Annotated in this window: 12 protein-coding genes; 3 read left to right on the forward strand and 9 right to left on the reverse strand. The window is 64.6% G+C overall.

From position 1 onward, the window contains the following. Window positions 1-5 precede the first annotated feature (5 nt). A complete protein-coding gene (locus PKA57_RS04615; RefSeq protein ID WP_324297972.1) occupies window positions 6-533 on the forward strand; it encodes an NADH-quinone oxidoreductase subunit B family protein in 528 nt (175 codons plus the stop codon). A gap of 6 nt (window positions 534-539) precedes the next feature. Here the strand turns inward: PKA57_RS04615 and PKA57_RS04620 are convergent, their stop codons facing one another. The 8 genes from PKA57_RS04620 to PKA57_RS04655 all read right to left on the reverse strand — a co-directional run bounded on the left by PKA57_RS04620 (window position 540) and on the right by PKA57_RS04655 (window position 11,052). Then, window positions 540-1,670, reverse strand: a complete 1,131-nt coding sequence (locus PKA57_RS04620) for an acyl-CoA dehydrogenase family protein (RefSeq protein ID WP_324297975.1) — start codon at window positions 1,668-1,670, stop codon at window positions 540-542. Window positions 1,671-1,685: 15 nt separating this feature from the next. Next, a complete protein-coding gene (locus tag PKA57_RS04625) occupies window positions 1,686-2,891 on the reverse strand; it encodes an acyl-CoA dehydrogenase family protein (RefSeq protein WP_324297977.1) in 1,206 nt (401 codons plus the stop codon). A 16-nt stretch (window positions 2,892-2,907) separates the two neighbouring features. Continuing rightward, window positions 2,908-4,044 carry an acyl-CoA dehydrogenase family protein gene (locus tag PKA57_RS04630; protein ID WP_324298131.1) on the reverse strand — a complete coding sequence of 379 codons (1,137 nt, stop codon included), beginning with the start codon at window positions 4,042-4,044 and terminating at the stop codon, window positions 2,908-2,910. A gap of 71 nt (window positions 4,045-4,115) precedes the next feature. Then, window positions 4,116-4,727 carry a glutathione S-transferase family protein gene (locus PKA57_RS04635; protein ID WP_324297979.1) on the reverse strand — a complete coding sequence of 204 codons (612 nt, stop codon included), beginning with the start codon at window positions 4,725-4,727 and terminating at the stop codon, window positions 4,116-4,118. Then, window positions 4,724-6,736, reverse strand: a complete 2,013-nt coding sequence (locus tag PKA57_RS04640; protein WP_324297981.1) for an acetyl-CoA carboxylase biotin carboxylase subunit — start codon at window positions 6,734-6,736, stop codon at window positions 4,724-4,726. The genes PKA57_RS04635 and PKA57_RS04640 overlap by 4 nt, the downstream gene beginning before the upstream one ends. Before the next feature lie 13 nt (window positions 6,737-6,749). Continuing rightward, window positions 6,750-7,562: an enoyl-CoA hydratase/isomerase family protein gene (locus tag PKA57_RS04645; protein WP_324297983.1), complete on the reverse strand. Its 813-nt coding sequence runs from the start codon at window positions 7,560-7,562 to the stop codon at window positions 6,750-6,752. A 17-nt stretch (window positions 7,563-7,579) separates the two neighbouring features. Then, the gene (locus PKA57_RS04650) at window positions 7,580-9,202 is read right to left on the reverse strand and encodes a carboxyl transferase domain-containing protein (RefSeq protein WP_324297984.1); all 1,623 of its coding nucleotides are present in this window, start codon (window positions 9,200-9,202) and stop codon (window positions 7,580-7,582) included. A gap of 41 nt (window positions 9,203-9,243) precedes the next feature. Continuing rightward, window positions 9,244-11,052 (reverse strand): acyclic terpene utilization AtuA family protein, encoded by a 1,809-nt coding sequence (locus PKA57_RS04655; RefSeq protein ID WP_324297986.1) that lies wholly within the window; start codon window positions 11,050-11,052, stop codon window positions 9,244-9,246. A gap of 173 nt (window positions 11,053-11,225) precedes the next feature. Between PKA57_RS04655 and PKA57_RS04660 the strand changes: the two genes are divergently transcribed. Together PKA57_RS04660 and PKA57_RS04665 are read left to right on the forward strand one after the other, a co-directional pair. Further along, on the forward strand, window positions 11,226-11,864 hold the full coding sequence (locus PKA57_RS04660) for a TetR/AcrR family transcriptional regulator (RefSeq protein ID WP_324297988.1): 639 nt from the start codon (window positions 11,226-11,228) through the stop codon (window positions 11,862-11,864). Next, on the forward strand, window positions 11,861-12,952 hold the full coding sequence (locus PKA57_RS04665) for a dienelactone hydrolase family protein (protein WP_324297990.1): 1,092 nt from the start codon (window positions 11,861-11,863) through the stop codon (window positions 12,950-12,952). The genes PKA57_RS04660 and PKA57_RS04665 overlap by 4 nt, the downstream gene beginning before the upstream one ends. Window positions 12,953-12,964: 12 nt before the next feature. Here the strand turns inward: PKA57_RS04665 and PKA57_RS04670 are convergent. Next, the coding region (locus tag PKA57_RS04670) for a biotin/lipoyl-containing protein (RefSeq protein ID WP_324297994.1) at window positions 12,965-14,659 on the reverse strand (1,695 nt) is incomplete at its 5' end.

A 14,659-nucleotide genomic window follows, 5' to 3' on the forward strand; every position in this document is an offset into this window, starting at 1 on the left:
ACGCCATGCGCAAAATTCTATTTCGCAATCTGACCCACGGGCCGCTGACGGAGCGGGCGCCATCCGCGGACGACACGGCCATCGCCGAACTCGCGGCCGCGCTCGAACGCGCGTCGCGCAGGCGCCTCGGGCGCAGTCTCTCTATCCGCGCGGTCGATGCAGGCTCCTGCAATGGCTGCGAACTCGAAATGCATGCGCTCTCGAACGCCTTTTACGATCTCGAGCGCTTCGGATTGCACTTCGTCGCATCGCCCCGGCACGCCGATGTGCTGATGGTGACGGGGCCCGTCACGAAAAACATGCGCGAGGCGCTGGAACGGGTATGGACGGCGACACCGGACCCGAAATGGGTGGTCGCTGTCGGCGATTGCGCAGTGGATGGGGGCCTCTTCGCGCCGAGCCCGAAGATCGTGGGCGGCGTCTCGGCGGTCATTCCCGTTGATCTTCACATTCGCGGCTGCCCGCCCTCGCCGCTTGAACTTCTGAAGGGGCTCGTCGCTCTGCTCGAGACGACAGGCCCCACCAAGAAGTAACGCCGATCAGAGAAGCAGATCGGCAAGCCTGCGGCGATGATGGGCCGCATCGCCGTGCTGATATTCGCACCAGAGGCCGCGGCGGCGATAAAGCTGCGCGTCGCAGTCATAGGTGAAGCCAAAGCCGCCATGGAACTGGATGGCGCGGTCGGAGGCGAAGGCAAGCGCATCGCTCGCCTGCGCCTTGGCCATGCGGACGGCGATCTCGCCCTCCTCGCCCTTGCCGAAAACCGTTGCGGCGTAATAGAGGTGCGAGCGCGCGGCCTCCATGGCAAGCAGCGCATCCACGGTCGGGTGCTTCAGCGCCTGATAGGAGCCGATATATTTGTCGAACTGCTTTCGCGTCTTCAGATATTCGACCGTTACGTCGATGACGCCGCTCGCGCCGCCACACATTTCCGCAGAGAGAAGGAGGCAGGCGGCGAGATCGAGATGCGAGAGGCAATCGGCCGTCTTCGCCGGATCGAGAAGATTGCTCGCCGGGATCGTCACGCCATCAAGCTTCACCCGGTAGGAACGGCGCGTTTCGTCGATGACCGTCTCGCGCTCCATCTTCGCCGAGGCAAGCGCCGCCCGATCGAGGAGAACGAGCGCGGGCGCGCCGTCGAGCGCCACCGAGACGATCGCAAGATCGGCCGAGGCGGCGTCCGTCACGAATGTCTTGACGCCCGAAAGCGTCAGCTTGTCGCCGTTGCGCACCGCCTTGCTCGCAAGATTTGCGAGGTTCCAGTCGCCGCTCGGCTCCGTCAGCGCGAGCGCGCCGATGGCGCCTTCGCAGATGGCGGGCAGCCACTCGGATTTCTGCGCGTCCGTTCCCGCCTTGATGAGCGCCTGCGCGACGAGCGTGGTCGATGTCAGAGGCGTGCCCGCCAGATAGCGGCCCATCGGCTCCACGATGGTCACGACTTCGGCAAGGCCGAGGCTGCTGCCGCCGAATTCCTCCGGTACCGCGACGCCGAGCCAGCCGAGAGAGGCCATCTCGAGCCACACGGAGCGGTCGAAATCCTCCGCCGCGGCGATACGCGCGCGCGCACGGTCGACCGGGAACTTGTCGGCGCAGAAGCTCGTCGCAACTTCGAGGAGCTGCGCCTGCTCGTCGCTGAACTCGATGGTCGGTCTTTTGTTTGTGTCCTGCATGGTCCTACGTCTCACTTAGCTCTTCGGCAGGCCGAGAACACGCTCGCCAATGATGTTGTGCTGAATTTCGCTGGTGCCGCCGCCGATGGTGGCGGAGAAGGCATTGAAATAGGAACGCTGCCAGAGGCCGCGCTCATAGGCGAGATCGTCGCCCACATAATAGGCGGCGTTGGCGCCCTGAAGCGACAGCGCGAACTGGTTGAGGCGGCGCTGATACTCGCTGCCGACGAGCTTCGACGACATGGCGATCGAAGCGGGGCGATCGGAGGTGAGCGCCTTGATGCGCGCGCGCGAAGAATTGAGCGACTGACCGCGCTCCTCCATGATGAACTGGACGAGCCTGTCGCGGATCAGCGGATCCTCGATGGCGGGCCGCCCGTTGCGCTGCGCGACGCGCGCCAGCGCCACGACCTCGGCCACTTCCTTGCTCATCATCGAATGGCCGCCGGCCTGCCCGCCGACCGCGCCACGCTCGAAGGCGAGCGTCGCCATGGCGACCTGCCAGCCGCCGCCTTCCTTACCGATGAGGCAGGTGTCGGAGATGCGCGCGTCGGTGAAGAAGGTCTGGTTGAAGCCGTATTCGCCCGTGAGCTTGCGGATCGGCACGACCTCGATGCCCGGTATGCGCATGGGGATGAGGAAGAAGCTCAGCCCTTCATACTTGTTGTTCGCATTCGGATTGGTGCGCGCGAGCAGGATCATGTACTTCGCATGCACGCCGAGGCTCGTCCAGATCTTGCTGCCATTGAGCACGAACTCGTTGCCGTCACGCTCCGCCTTGAGCTGCGCATTGCCGAGATCCGAGCCGTGGTCCGGCTCGGAGAAGCCCTGGCACCAGATGTCCTCGGCGCTCAGAATGCCAGGAATGTAAGCCTTCTTCTGCTCGTCGGAACCCATGTTGAGAATGAGCGGACCGGCCCAGTTGAGGCCGATCGTGTTCATCATGAAAGGCACCTTCTGGCGCACCATCTCGCGCGTCACGATGTCCTGAAGCTGCTGGGGCTTGCCGCCGCCGCCATACTCCTTCGGCCACGCCATGCCGAGATAGCCCGCCTCATAGACCTTTCGCTGCCAGTCGCGAAGGAAATAGAACTGCTCGTCGGTTCCCACTTCCATGAAGGATTGCGGCAGGAGAAACCCCGGATCGGCGGGCTTGTTCTCCTCGAACCAGGCCCGCACCTCCTTGCGGAATTCGTCGAGCTCCTGTTTGCTCAGGCTCATTGGTCGTCCCTTTCCATCAAATTCCAAGCTGACGGGCGGCAAGATCGCGCATGATCTCCTCCGACCCGCCGCCAATCGCGTTCACCCGCACCTCGCGATAGATGCGCTCCACGCGGCAGCCGCGCATATAGCCGGCGCCGCCCATGATCTGCATCGCCTCGCGGGCGCAAAACTCCATCGTCAGCGTCGCCTGCACCTTGAGCAAGGAAAGATCCGCGACCGGCGTCTCCCCCGCCTTCACGCGCACCACGCACTGCTCCAGATATGCCTGCGTCGCCGCGATCTTGCGAGCCATCTCGGCAAATTTGTGCCGGATGACCTGATGATCCGCAAGCCGCTTGCCAAACGTCTCTCGATCCCGCGCCCAGGCCAGCGCATCCTCGAAACAGACGCGCGCATGAGCCACAGCGCTCGCGGCAAGGCCGATGCGCTCATTGTTGAAGTTGAGCATGACACCGAGGAAACCCTGATTTTCCTCGCCGATGAGATTTTCCTTCGGCACGCGAACGTCGTCGAAATAGAGCGCGGCCGTGTCCGACGACCACCAACCCTGCTTCTTCAACGGCGTGCGGGTGAAGCCCGGCATGTCACGCTCGAGCAGCAGGAGCGAGATGCCCTTGGCGCCGGGGCCACCCGTGCGAACGGCGACGGTGTAGAAATCAGCCCGCATGCCACCGGTGATGAACATCTTCGAACCGTTGACGACATAGTGATCGCCGTCGCGCACGGCGCGCGTCTTGAGGTTCGCCACGTCCGATCCGCCGGAAGGTTCGGTGATCGCCAGCGCGTGGATTTTCTCGCCCGCGAGAACCTGCGGTGCGACGCGGGACTTGATCGCTTCGGACCCGATGGCGAGCACCGGTGGCAGGCCGATGCCATGCACCATAAGGCTTGCATTGACGCCGCCGGCGCCAAGCCGCGCCAGCTCTTCCGCCGTGACGATCGAATACATCGGATCGTCGACAGGCGTGCCGCCATATTCTTCCGGGTAACCGAGGCCGATCAGCCCGATCTCGGCCGCCTTCCTGTAAAGCTCGCGCGGAAACTCGCCCGCTTCCTCCCAGGCATCGACATACGGCATCATCTCCGTCTCGACGAACTTGCGGAGAGTTGCCCGCCAGGCGCGATGATCGTCGGTATAGAGCGGTCCCATATAGCGGTGGTCAAAATCGATCGGGCTTTCGCCGCCGGAATACTTGAGTGACATTCTGCCGCTCCGCCGTGTCAGAGCGCGATGGCGCGCTGGAAGGCCGGGCGCTCGCTCAGCCGCTTGTAATAGGCTTCCGTATTCGGCTTGAAGCCGCCCCTGAGGCCCAGCGTATCCGCGAGATAGAGCGCGTAGCCCACACAGATGTCGGCGATGGTGAAACGGCCTGCGCAGAGATATTCACGTTCGCCCGCCGCCTGCTCGACGCTTTTCAGGCGCGAGAAGAACCACTGGGTATAATCGTCCGCCGCCTGCTTCAGCCGCCGCTCCTCCGGCTCGAGCTGCGTATAGCGAAGCACAATGGTCTGCGGGAAGGTGAGCGTCGCGTCGCTTCTGTGCAGCCAGTTGAGATAGAGGCCGTAATCCTTGTCCTTCGGCGTGAGGCCGATGGTGGTCGGTCCGTAGCAATCGACGAGATACTGACAGATGCCCGCTGACTCCGTCATGGTGAGGTCGCCATCCGTCATGGTCGGCACGGTGCCCAGCGGATTGATATCGAGATAGCCTTCGCGGAAGAAGCGCGGCGGAAACTTCATCGATTCGAGTTCATAGGGAATCCCCATTTCCTCGAGCGTCCAGAGAGGACGCACCGAGCGCGCGCCCTTGCAGTGATAAAGCTTGATCGTCATGCCTCTGAGGCTCCGCTTCCCGTTTGTTCCATCTCGATCATGAGCGTGTTCGCCGGCACCTGATCGCCAAGAGCGACATTCACCGCCGTCACCTTGCCGCTCCGCGTCGCGTTGATCTCATGCTCCATCTTCATCGCTTCGAGCACCACGAGCGATTGACCTTCGGCAACCTCATCGCCCACGGCGACATTGAGCCGAAGGATCTTGCCATGCATGGGCGCAAGGATGTGCCCGCCCGACGCCGTTTCATCCGCGCCTTTGGCGCGCTTCAGAAGATTGTCGAAAACGAAGCTGCGCCCATCAACCGCGAGATGGAGCTTCGCTTCGCCGCTTGCGAGATGGCGCAGCGTCTTCTGCACATTGTCGATGAGAACGCGCGCGACGCCAGCTTCGTCGTGCAGCACCTCGACATTGTGGGTGCTGTCTCTCTCCTCGACCTTGTAGCGCTCGCCGCCCAGCGCGCTGACGCGGAACTCGACCGGCGCTTCCTCGCCCAGCGCATAGGAAAAACGGCTCGCAAGCCTGCCGGCGCTCGCCCAATCCTTGAGCCTCGGCGTCAGCGCCACCGCACGGACGGCCGCTTCATCACGCGCCGCGCGATATTGCAGCACGGAGGCAAGCACTGCTTGCGCTCGCGTGGGCCGCGCGACCTCGAAGCCTGTTTCGCCGAAATTCTCCGCAAGGAAGGCCGTCGTCGCCTCGCCCGCAGCGAAACGCTCCTGCGCAAGAATGGCGACGAGAAAGTCCTTGTTCGTCACCGGGCCGAAGACGGTCGTTTCTTCCAGCGCGCGGATGAGCCTCCGCCGCGCCTCGTCGCGATCGCTTCCCCAGGCAATGATCTTGGCGATCATCGGATCGTAGAAGGGCGAAATCTCCTGCCCTTCGCGCAGGCCATGATCGATGCGGATGCCATCGCCGCTCGCGGGGCGCCACACATCGACACGGCCGCTCGCGGGGAGGAAATTGTTGGACGGGTCCTCGGCATAAAGGCGGACCTCGATCGCGTGCCCTTCAAGCGTCACATCGTCCTGCGTGAGCGGCAGCGCCTCGCCCCGCGCCACGCGAAGCTGGAGCGCGACGAGATCGAGGCCGGTGACAAGCTCCGTCACCGGATGCTCGACCTGAAGGCGCGTATTCATTTCGAGGAAGTAGAATTCGCCATCGCGGTCGAGCAGGAATTCGACCGTGCCCGCGCCCTCATATTTGATGCTGCGCGCGGCCTCCACCGCCGCGCGGCCCATCATGTCGCGCAGGCCCGGCGTCATCACCGGACAGGGCGCCTCCTCCACGACCTTCTGGTGACGGCGCTGCACGGAGCAATCGCGCTCGCCGAGGTGAATGACGTGACCGTGGCTGTCGCCGAAAACCTGTATCTCGACATGGCGCGGCTGCTGCACCGCCTTTTCGAGGATGAGTTCGTCCGAGCCGAACGCATTGAGCGCCTCGGAGCGCGCCGAGGCGAGAGCCGCGACGAGCTGATCCTTCCGCTCGACAAGGCGCATGCCGCGACCGCCGCCGCCTGCCGCCGCCTTCACCATGACCGGATAGCCGATCCCGTCCGCGGCCGCGACGAAGGTCGCATCCGACTGATCGCGGCCCTCATAGCCCGGCACGCAGGGAACGCCCGCCGCGATCATGCGGCGCTTGGCTTCCGCCTTGTTGCCCATGAGATGGATCGCATCGGCCGAAGGCCCGATGAAGACGAGCCCCGCTTCCGCGCATGCGCGGGCGAATGCGGCATTCTCGGAGAGAAAGCCGTAACCGGGATGGACGGCATCCGCCCCCGTCGCTGCCGCGGCTTTGAGCAGCCGCTCGGCATCGAGATAGGACGAGGCGACCGGCGCGGGGCCGATCAGAACCGCTTCATCGGCGAGCGCGACATGGGGCGCGCCGCCATCGGCTTCCGAATAGACGGCGACGGTGCGATAGCCAAGCGCACGCGCCGTGCGGATGACGCGCACGGCGATCTCGCCGCGATTGGCCACCAGTATCTTGCTGAAGTTCCTCATGCTGTGGCCCCCGTCACGCGTCCGATACCGACCAGCGCGCCTTGCGTTTCTCGATGAAGGCGGCAACGCCTTCGCGCCCCTCCTCGCTCAGCATGCATTCGGCAAAGCCTCTGGCTGCGAAGTCGAGCGCCTCAGCGCGCGGGCGCCGCATGGCCTCGAACAGGATCGCCTTGGTGACGGCGTTCGCACCGGGCGCGCAATTGGCGATCTGGGAAAGCACATCGGTGCAGATGCGGTCGAGATCGTCAGCGCCGTCGGCGAGGAAATGACCGATGCCGAGGCGCACCGCCTCCTCGCCCTTGAAGCGCGCGCCCGTGAGCATGAGCCGGCGCGCGGTCGTCAAGCCGACGCGCTCGACGACGAATGGCGCGATCTGCGCGGGGGGAATGCCAAGGCTCGTCTCGCTGAGCTGGAAGCGCGTCTCGCGCTCGACAATGGTGACGTCGCCGACACAGGCAAGCCCCAGCCCGCCGCCGACAGCCCCGCCCTCCACCAGCATGACGACGACCTGAGGCTGCTCGTTGAGCTTGATCATGAGATCGCCGAAGGCGCGATTGCCGCGCGCGATCTCATCGGCATTGCCCGAACCCTGCATGCCTGACTTGAAGCCCTTGATATCGCCGCCCGCGCAGAAGACGCCGCCCTTGCCGCGGATGACGAGTGTGCGGATGGAGCGGTCGTCGCGTACCAAGTCGAGCACGGCCGCAAGCTCGCCCGTGACTTCCGCCGTCAGCGCATTGCGCGCCTCCGGCCTGTTGAACCAGATGCGCAGCACGCTTTCTTCGCGTTCGAGGATCAGTGCGTTCGTCGCCGGAAGCGTCGTCATATTCCCTTCTCCCGAAATCACATGCGTGCGATGCCGAAGCTGTTCGGCGTCACCTTGCGGTGCCGCGCCTCCCAGCACGTCTCGAGCAGAAAGCCCAGAACCCTGCGCGTATCGCGCGGGTCGATGAGCCCGTCGTCAAGCAGGTGGCCGGATGTGTAGAACGCATCCGACTGGCCATCGAAATGCTGGGTCAGCATGTCTTCCTGCGCCTTGATCTGCGCCTCGTCGAGCGTCAGGCCGCGCCGGGCGGCACCGGCCATCATCACCTGCGACATGGTGCGCGCCGCCTGCGCGCCGCCCATCACGCCAGTTTTCGTGTTCGGCCAGGAGAAGACGAAATCTGGATCATAACCGCGTCCGCACATGCCGTAATTGCCGGCGCCGAAACTCGCGCCGATCATGAAGGTCAGGCGCGGAACGCTCACATTCGTGACCGCCTGGATCATCTTCGAGCCATGCTTGATCATGCCCGCGCGCTCATACTGCGTGCCGACGAGATAGCCCGTCGTGTTCTGGAAGAAGACGAGCGGTATCTGCGCCTGATCGCAAAGCTGCATGAACTGCGCGGCCTTGGTCGCGCCGTCGGGGTCGATCGGACCATTATTTCCGATCAGGCCGAATGCCTGACCATAAACCTCCGCCTGCAGACAGACGGTCGAAACGCCATAGGCAGGCTTGAAATCCAGAAGCTCGGAGCCATCGACGACACGCGCCACGACCTCGCGCACATCATAGGGCTTGCGGTAATCAAGCGGCACGACGCCCGCGATCTCGTCAGGATCGTAGAAAGGCTCCGCAAAGTCGCGCGCGGGCAGCGCCGGGCAGCGATCGTTCCATTGCAGGCGCGCCACCACTTCGCGCGCGATCAGAAGTCCGTGGCCGTCATCCTCTGCGAGATATTCGGCAAGCCCGGACACGGTCGCGTGCATCTCCGCGCCGCCAAGCTCCTCCTCCGTCGCAACCTCGCCCGTCGCGGCCTTGAGAAGCGCCGGACCGGCAAGGAACGCCTTGCCACGCCCCTTGATCGCAACGACATAGTCGCTGAGCCCCGGCATATAGGCGCCGCCTGCCGTCGAGGCACCATGGAGCACCGTGATGACGGGAAGCCCCGCCGCGCTCAGCCGCGCGAGATTGGCAAAGAGGCCGCCACCGGCGATGAAACCTTCGACGGTATATTTCATCAGGTCGGCGCCGGCGCTCTCGACCAGATGGATGAAGGGAAGCTTCTTCGCCAGAGCGATTTCCTGACACCGCCGGAGCCGGTAGCTGCCCGCATGCGTCATGGCGCCCGCATTGATGCCGCTGTCGTCGACAAGGATCGCTGCGCGCACGCCCGCGACGAAACCGATGCCGGCAATCACGCTGCCGCCGGGAACCGACTTCGCCGGATCGTTCGTATCGAGCAGATAGCCCGACATGTTGCCGATCTCGAGAAACGGCATGCCGGGATCGAGGAGCCGCGAGAGCCTTTCGCGCGGCGTCAGCTGACCGCGCTCGTCGAAACGGGCCTTGCGTTTTTCCGACTCGCGGAACGAGCGCCCGTTCAGTTCCTCGAGCTTCGCCGTCAGTTCAAGCATTTCCGCCCGATTGGTTCTGAACGCCTCAGACACCGTGCTGATTTTCGAGACGAAGCGTGGCATTCGAGCACCCTCTCAGAATTGATGGTCGCCTGTTACGATCCTCACGCCGCCGGAAGCCCGTCGCGGCGGGCAAGCTCCGCCGGCACTTCGATCGGCACTTCGAGCAGCAATTGCGAATAGCCCTTGCCTTGCGGATCGTTGCGGAGGCTGGCGACGCCTCCACCGCCAAGCACATTGTGGAGCAGAAAATTGAGCGCATGCGGGCCCGGCAGAACGAAGCGCTCGACTTTTCCCTTGAGGAAATGGGCGAAGCGTTCCGCGACGATCTCCGCCGTCAGCGAGCGGCAGATATAGGGGAAATATTCTGCCCGCCGCGCGATCACACCGACATTCGCCTTGTCGCCCTTGTCGCCGCTGCGCGCCCAGGCGAGCGAGACGAGCGGCACACGGACGAGATTGGTCGTCTCCGCCGCCTGCGGCGTCTCCGGCCGGGCGAGCGAGGCGGGATCGAAAGGACGGCCAACCTCATCGGCCACCGCAATCTTCCGACCGTCCGTGTCGACGGCGATCGCAACGCGCGACTTCGGGATCGCGAAGGAGAAGAGCCGCGCCACAGGCGTCGGCTTCGGCCGCCCGCCGGCAAATCCGGAAAGCCCCGGCGGCGTCGCAAGACCGAGGCCCGTCGCCTCCTTCAGCAGAATGCCGATGCCTGCCGCTTCCGGATGCTTGGCCGCGATCTTCACCACCACCTCGCGCGAAACATCGATGCGGCGTGCGCTGCCATATTGCGACTCGGCGCCGATGACCTCTGTGCTGACCTCCGTATAGTCCGGCAGGTTGAGGTTCCGCAGCGTGCGCCGCGCGCGCTTGTAGACAACCTCGGCGAAACGCTCCGCCTTGCGGCTGGCATCAATGCCGTAGAAGCTCATGGTGAGGCCGCCGCGAAAGCCATCCACATAGGTCGCGCAGACCTTATAGGTATCGGGCGCGGGATGACCCTTGGCATTCGACACCAGCACGCGGTCCGCGCCCTGCTGCTCCACCTCCACCTGCGAGAAGTCGCAGACGACATCCGGCAGCATATAGGCCTGAGGATCGCCGATCTCGTAAAGCATCTGCTCCGAAACGGTGCCGACATTGACGACGCCGCCGGAGCCTTCCGGCTTCGTGCACACGAAGGTGCCGTCCGGCGAAACCTCGGCAATCGGATAGCCGATGTCCTCGAGCCGGTCGATGACGATTTCCCAATCGGTGAAATTACCGCCCGTCGCCTGAGGTCCGCATTCGAGAATGTGGCCCGCAAGGCTGCCGCCCGCGAGCTTGTCGAGATCGGCAGGCGTCCAGCCGAACTCGTGGATACAGGCGCCGAGCGTGACCGCGCTGTCGACAGAGCGCCCGGTGATGACGATGTCCGCACCCTCGCCGAGCGCCTTCGCAATCGGGAAGGCGCCGAGATAGGCATTGATCGAAAGGATCTTCTTCGGATCGGGGAAGACATCGGCCGAAAACATTTCAGCGAAGCCCTGCGCCGCAAACTCGTCCTTGCTCGCGATGAGATCGTCGCCGGTGATGGCGGCGACCTTGAGATCGAGACCGCGATCGGCGATGAGCGCGCGCACGGCCGCGGCGCAGGCCTCCGGGTTCACGCCGCCGGCGTTGGAAATGATCTTCACCTTCTGGCGCGCGATCTCGGCAAGATTGGGCTTCAACGCCAGCGAGACGAAATCGGTCGCAAAGCCGGCATCCGGCTTCTCGGCGCGGGCGCGCGCCATGATCGACATGGTGATTTCGGCAAGGTAGTCGTAGACGATGTAGTCGAGCCCGCCCGCCGCCAGAAGCTGCGGCGTCGCCATGGCCGCATCGCCCCAGAAGCCGCTCGCACCGCCGATGCGGATGACCTTCTTCGACATTCTCCGCCTCCCTCCTCGCTGCCGGATCGCCACGCCTTATTGCGACATTTACAAACCGGGCATACTGTTTTTATTATGGCGGCGAGCCGCGAACAAGTGGATTCAATGTCGCGCATCACAGCCGAGCCCAAGCTTCCCTTGCGGCAGCCAACAAAAGAACCCCGATGCGGAAGATGAAGTCAGCAGAAGCGCCGCCGCTGGGCCGCCAGGAGGCGAAAAGCCTCAGGACGCGCAACGCGCTCTGCGATGCGACCGTCACCTGCCTCGTCGAGTTCGGCTATGGCGAGACGACGCTGGCGCGGGTGGTCGAGAAGGCCGGACTTTCCAACGGGGCGCTGCTTCATCACTTTCCGTCGAAAGAGCATCTGATGACGGCGACGGCACAGCACCTCTTCTCCAAGACGCTCAATCGCCCCAAGCGCCGCCTGCCTGAAAATGCGGGTGACAAGGACGTAATCGCGGCCGATCTGCGCACGAACTGGTCCTACTACATCAACACGCCGCAATATCGCGCGCTTCTCGAAATCCTGATCGCTTCGCGCACGGACAAGAACCTTCGCGCGCAGATCGCAGGCACGCTGCACGAATATCACCGCCAGGCCGTTGCTTACATGATGTCCGCCTATGAATCCGCGATTGGCGAGCCGGAAGACGCGGAGCTTCTGCCCGTGATGAGCAACATCTTCTTCCGTGGCCTGCTCATTCAGGACCAGTACTCCGCCGATCCGCACAAGCAACAGCGCATGGTGGAACGGTGGATCGAGATCGTCGCTCCCCTGCTTCGGCCGCGCGGCGGCACGGCCGGACAATGAGCGGCGAGGAAAACGACGCCGTCTTCGAAGCGGTCGTGGCGCTGGTGCCCGCGCTCCTCAACGCGCTCGAGGCGATACAGTTCGCCGGACGGCATCTGCATCCGCCGCACCTCGCCGAACTCGTCGCCACTGTCGGCACGCGCGATGCGCCGCTGCGCGAAGCGCTCGACGGGCTTCGCCGCATCGACTGGCCGGAGCGGTTCGCCTTCGTTCGCGACCGTCTCGAAGCGGCGTCAGTCTCGACCATGAGCGCATTCGATGGCTTGCGCACCGCGGCTGGCGAGGCCGGCGGCGTGCTTCAGGCCTATCGCGCCCTTCGCCACTATGTCCGCGCCGTGGAGGCGCTCTATCCGCTGGCGCCGATGCTGCCGGCCATCAGCCGCTTCTTCCTCGAGGAACCGGCGCGCGGCGACGAGATGCTGCTGCGGCGGCTTACGGAGCCACGCAGCGGGGAGGCGCGGGCAGGCATTCTCGAAGCGCGCAACGAAAAGACGATGCGCGGCGGCTTCTCGCTCTATGTCCCCGAATATTACGACGCCGGCGTCGCCCATCCGCTCATCATGGCGCTGCATGGCGGCAGCGGGCACGGCCGCGATTTCCTCTGGACATGGATCCGCGAGGCGCGAACGCGCGGCGCCATTCTCGTGAGCCCGACCTCGATGGGCGACACCTGGTCGCTCATGGAGCCGGAACTCGACATCGCCAATCTGGAGCGCATGCTCGCTTTCGTGCGCGAGGGATGGAACGTCGATCCATCGCGCATGCTGCTCACCGGCATGAGCGACGGCGGCACCTTCACCTATTTGAGCGGCCTGTCCGGCGAAAGCCCCTTTACCCACCTCGCGCCCATCTCCGCGAGCTTCCATCCGATGCTGCTGAGCTTCATGGACGCGGAGCGCATGGCGGGGCTGCCGATCCATATCGTGCATGGCGCGCTCGACTGGATGTTTCCGGCCGCCATGGCGCGTTCAGCCGAGGAAGCCCTGAAGGGCGCAGGCGCGAAGGTCACCTATCACGAGATCGCCGATCTCTCGCACACCTATCCGCGCGAGGAGAATGCGGCGATCATGGACTGGTTTCTCGGCTAGTCGCCGCCTTCGCTAGTCGCCGCCTTCGAAAGTGACAAGCGCCGCGCCTGCCTCCACCTGATCGCCGGCGACGACGTTAACCGCCTCGACGACACCATCTGCCGGTGCGGCAAGCGTCTGCTCCATCTTCATCGCTTCCATGACGATGAGCGCGGCGCCTTTCTTGACCGCCGCTCCCGATTCCGTCAGCACCGCAACGATCTTGCCGGGCATGGGCGATTTCAGGGCGCCGACCTCACCCTCATGCACAAGATCGACATCGAGGGGATCGGGGACGACGAAGTCGCGGACGACACCTTGATGGATGAGCGCGAAACCGCGCAACGCAGGCACGAAGGCCGCCTTCACCCGCACGCCATCGACCGTCGCGACGAGGCCGCCATCGAGCCCGAGCGCGCCGGAGGCGACATGCTCGCCGCCTTCATGCGCGAAGCGGACAGCCCCACCCTGCATCCGCACGGGGATCGCAAGCGCTTCGCCATCGACCGTGAATGCCAGCACCTCGCGCCTTCCGCCGCCGAGCACCCAGCCATCGCTCTCCGCCCAGGGCGAATAGGGATCGCGCGTCGCCCGCTGCGTTGCTTCAATCTTGCGGGCGCGATCGGCAAGATGACCGACAAGCGCCGCACCCAGTGTCAGTGCATCGAGGCTCGGCGCGGGCAGCAGCGCCGCGAGATGCCGGTCGATGAAGCCGGTGTCGATATCGGCCTTGAGAAAGGCGTCGTGCCCCGCCACGGCGGCAAGAAAGGCGAGATTGGTCTTCGGCCCCGCCACCTCCGTGGACTGAAGGAAACGGCGCAGCCGCGCGAGCGCCGTATCGCGCGTTTCCCCATGCGCGATGATCTTGCCGATCATCGGATCGTAGAACAGCGAGACTTCATCGCCCTCCTCCACGCCCATATCGGCGCGGATCGAGGCATCGTCAGGCAGGCGGAGCCGCATGAGCCTGCCTATCGAGGGGAAGAAATTATTGGCCGGATCTTCCGCATAGAGCCGGACCTCGACGGCATGACCATCGAGCGGAATGTCCTTTTGTGCAAGCGGCAGCGCCTCGCCCGCGGCCACGCGAAGCTGCCATTCGACGAGATCGGTGCCGGTGATCGCCTCCGTCACCGGATGCTCGACCTGAAGGCGCGTGTTCATTTCCATGAACCAGAAGGCATCGGCGCTGAGGCCCTTCGAGGCATCGGCGATGAACTCGACCGTGCCCGCGCCGCGATAGCCGATCGCCTTCGCGGCCGCGACCGCCGCTTCACCCATGGCGCGGCGCATCGCCTCCGGCATGCCGGGGGCAGGTGCCTCCTCGATCACCTTCTGGTGGCGGCGCTGGAGCGAGCAGTCGCGCTCATGGAGGTAGACCGCATTGCCATGCGCATCGGCAAAAACCTGGATCTCGATGTGACGCGGCCGCGCGACATATTTCTCGACCAGCACGCGCTCGTCGCCAAAGGCGGAACCCGCCTCGCGCTGGGCGGCCTTGAGTTCCGTGTCGAAGGCCTTGGGATCGTCGACGCGGCGCATGCCCTTGCCGCCGCCGCCCGCCACCGCCTTGATGAGCACAGGATAGCCGATCTTCTGCGCCTCGCCCTCGAGGAAACGCGCGTCCTGAATTTCACCGTGATAGCCCGGCACGACAGGAACGCCCGCCTTCTCCATCAGCGCCTTCGCGGCGTCCTTGAGACCCATCGCCCTGATGGCGGAGGCCGG

Origin of the sequence: Parvibaculum sp. (assembly GCF_035325945.1) — a bacterium.
Taxonomy (GTDB): domain Bacteria; phylum Pseudomonadota; class Alphaproteobacteria; order Parvibaculales; family Parvibaculaceae; genus Parvibaculum.

Coding starts and splice junctions, on each gene's coding strand:
- PKA57_RS04635 (WP_324297979.1), bottom strand. CDS start 4,727: ATGACGATCAAGCTTTATCACTGCAAGGGCGCGCGCTCGGTGCGTCCT.
- PKA57_RS04665 (WP_324297990.1), top strand. CDS start 11,861: ATGAGCGGCGAGGAAAACGACGCCGTCTTCGAAGCGGTCGTGGCGCTG.
- PKA57_RS04615 (WP_324297972.1), top strand. CDS start 6: ATGCGCAAAATTCTATTTCGCAATCTGACCCACGGGCCGCTGACGGAG.
- PKA57_RS04645 (WP_324297983.1), bottom strand. CDS start 7,562: ATGACGACGCTTCCGGCGACGAACGCACTGATCCTCGAACGCGAAGAA.
- PKA57_RS04650 (WP_324297984.1), bottom strand. CDS start 9,202: ATGCCACGCTTCGTCTCGAAAATCAGCACGGTGTCTGAGGCGTTCAGA.
- PKA57_RS04660 (WP_324297988.1), top strand. CDS start 11,226: ATGAAGTCAGCAGAAGCGCCGCCGCTGGGCCGCCAGGAGGCGAAAAGC.
- PKA57_RS04630 (WP_324298131.1), bottom strand. CDS start 4,044: ATGGGACCGCTCTATACCGACGATCATCGCGCCTGGCGGGCAACTCTC.
- PKA57_RS04655 (WP_324297986.1), bottom strand. CDS start 11,052: ATGTCGAAGAAGGTCATCCGCATCGGCGGTGCGAGCGGCTTCTGGGGC.
- PKA57_RS04620 (WP_324297975.1), bottom strand. CDS start 1,670: ATGCAGGACACAAACAAAAGACCGACCATCGAGTTCAGCGACGAGCAG.
- PKA57_RS04640 (WP_324297981.1), bottom strand. CDS start 6,736: ATGAGGAACTTCAGCAAGATACTGGTGGCCAATCGCGGCGAGATCGCC.
- PKA57_RS04625 (WP_324297977.1), bottom strand. CDS start 2,891: ATGAGCCTGAGCAAACAGGAGCTCGACGAATTCCGCAAGGAGGTGCGG.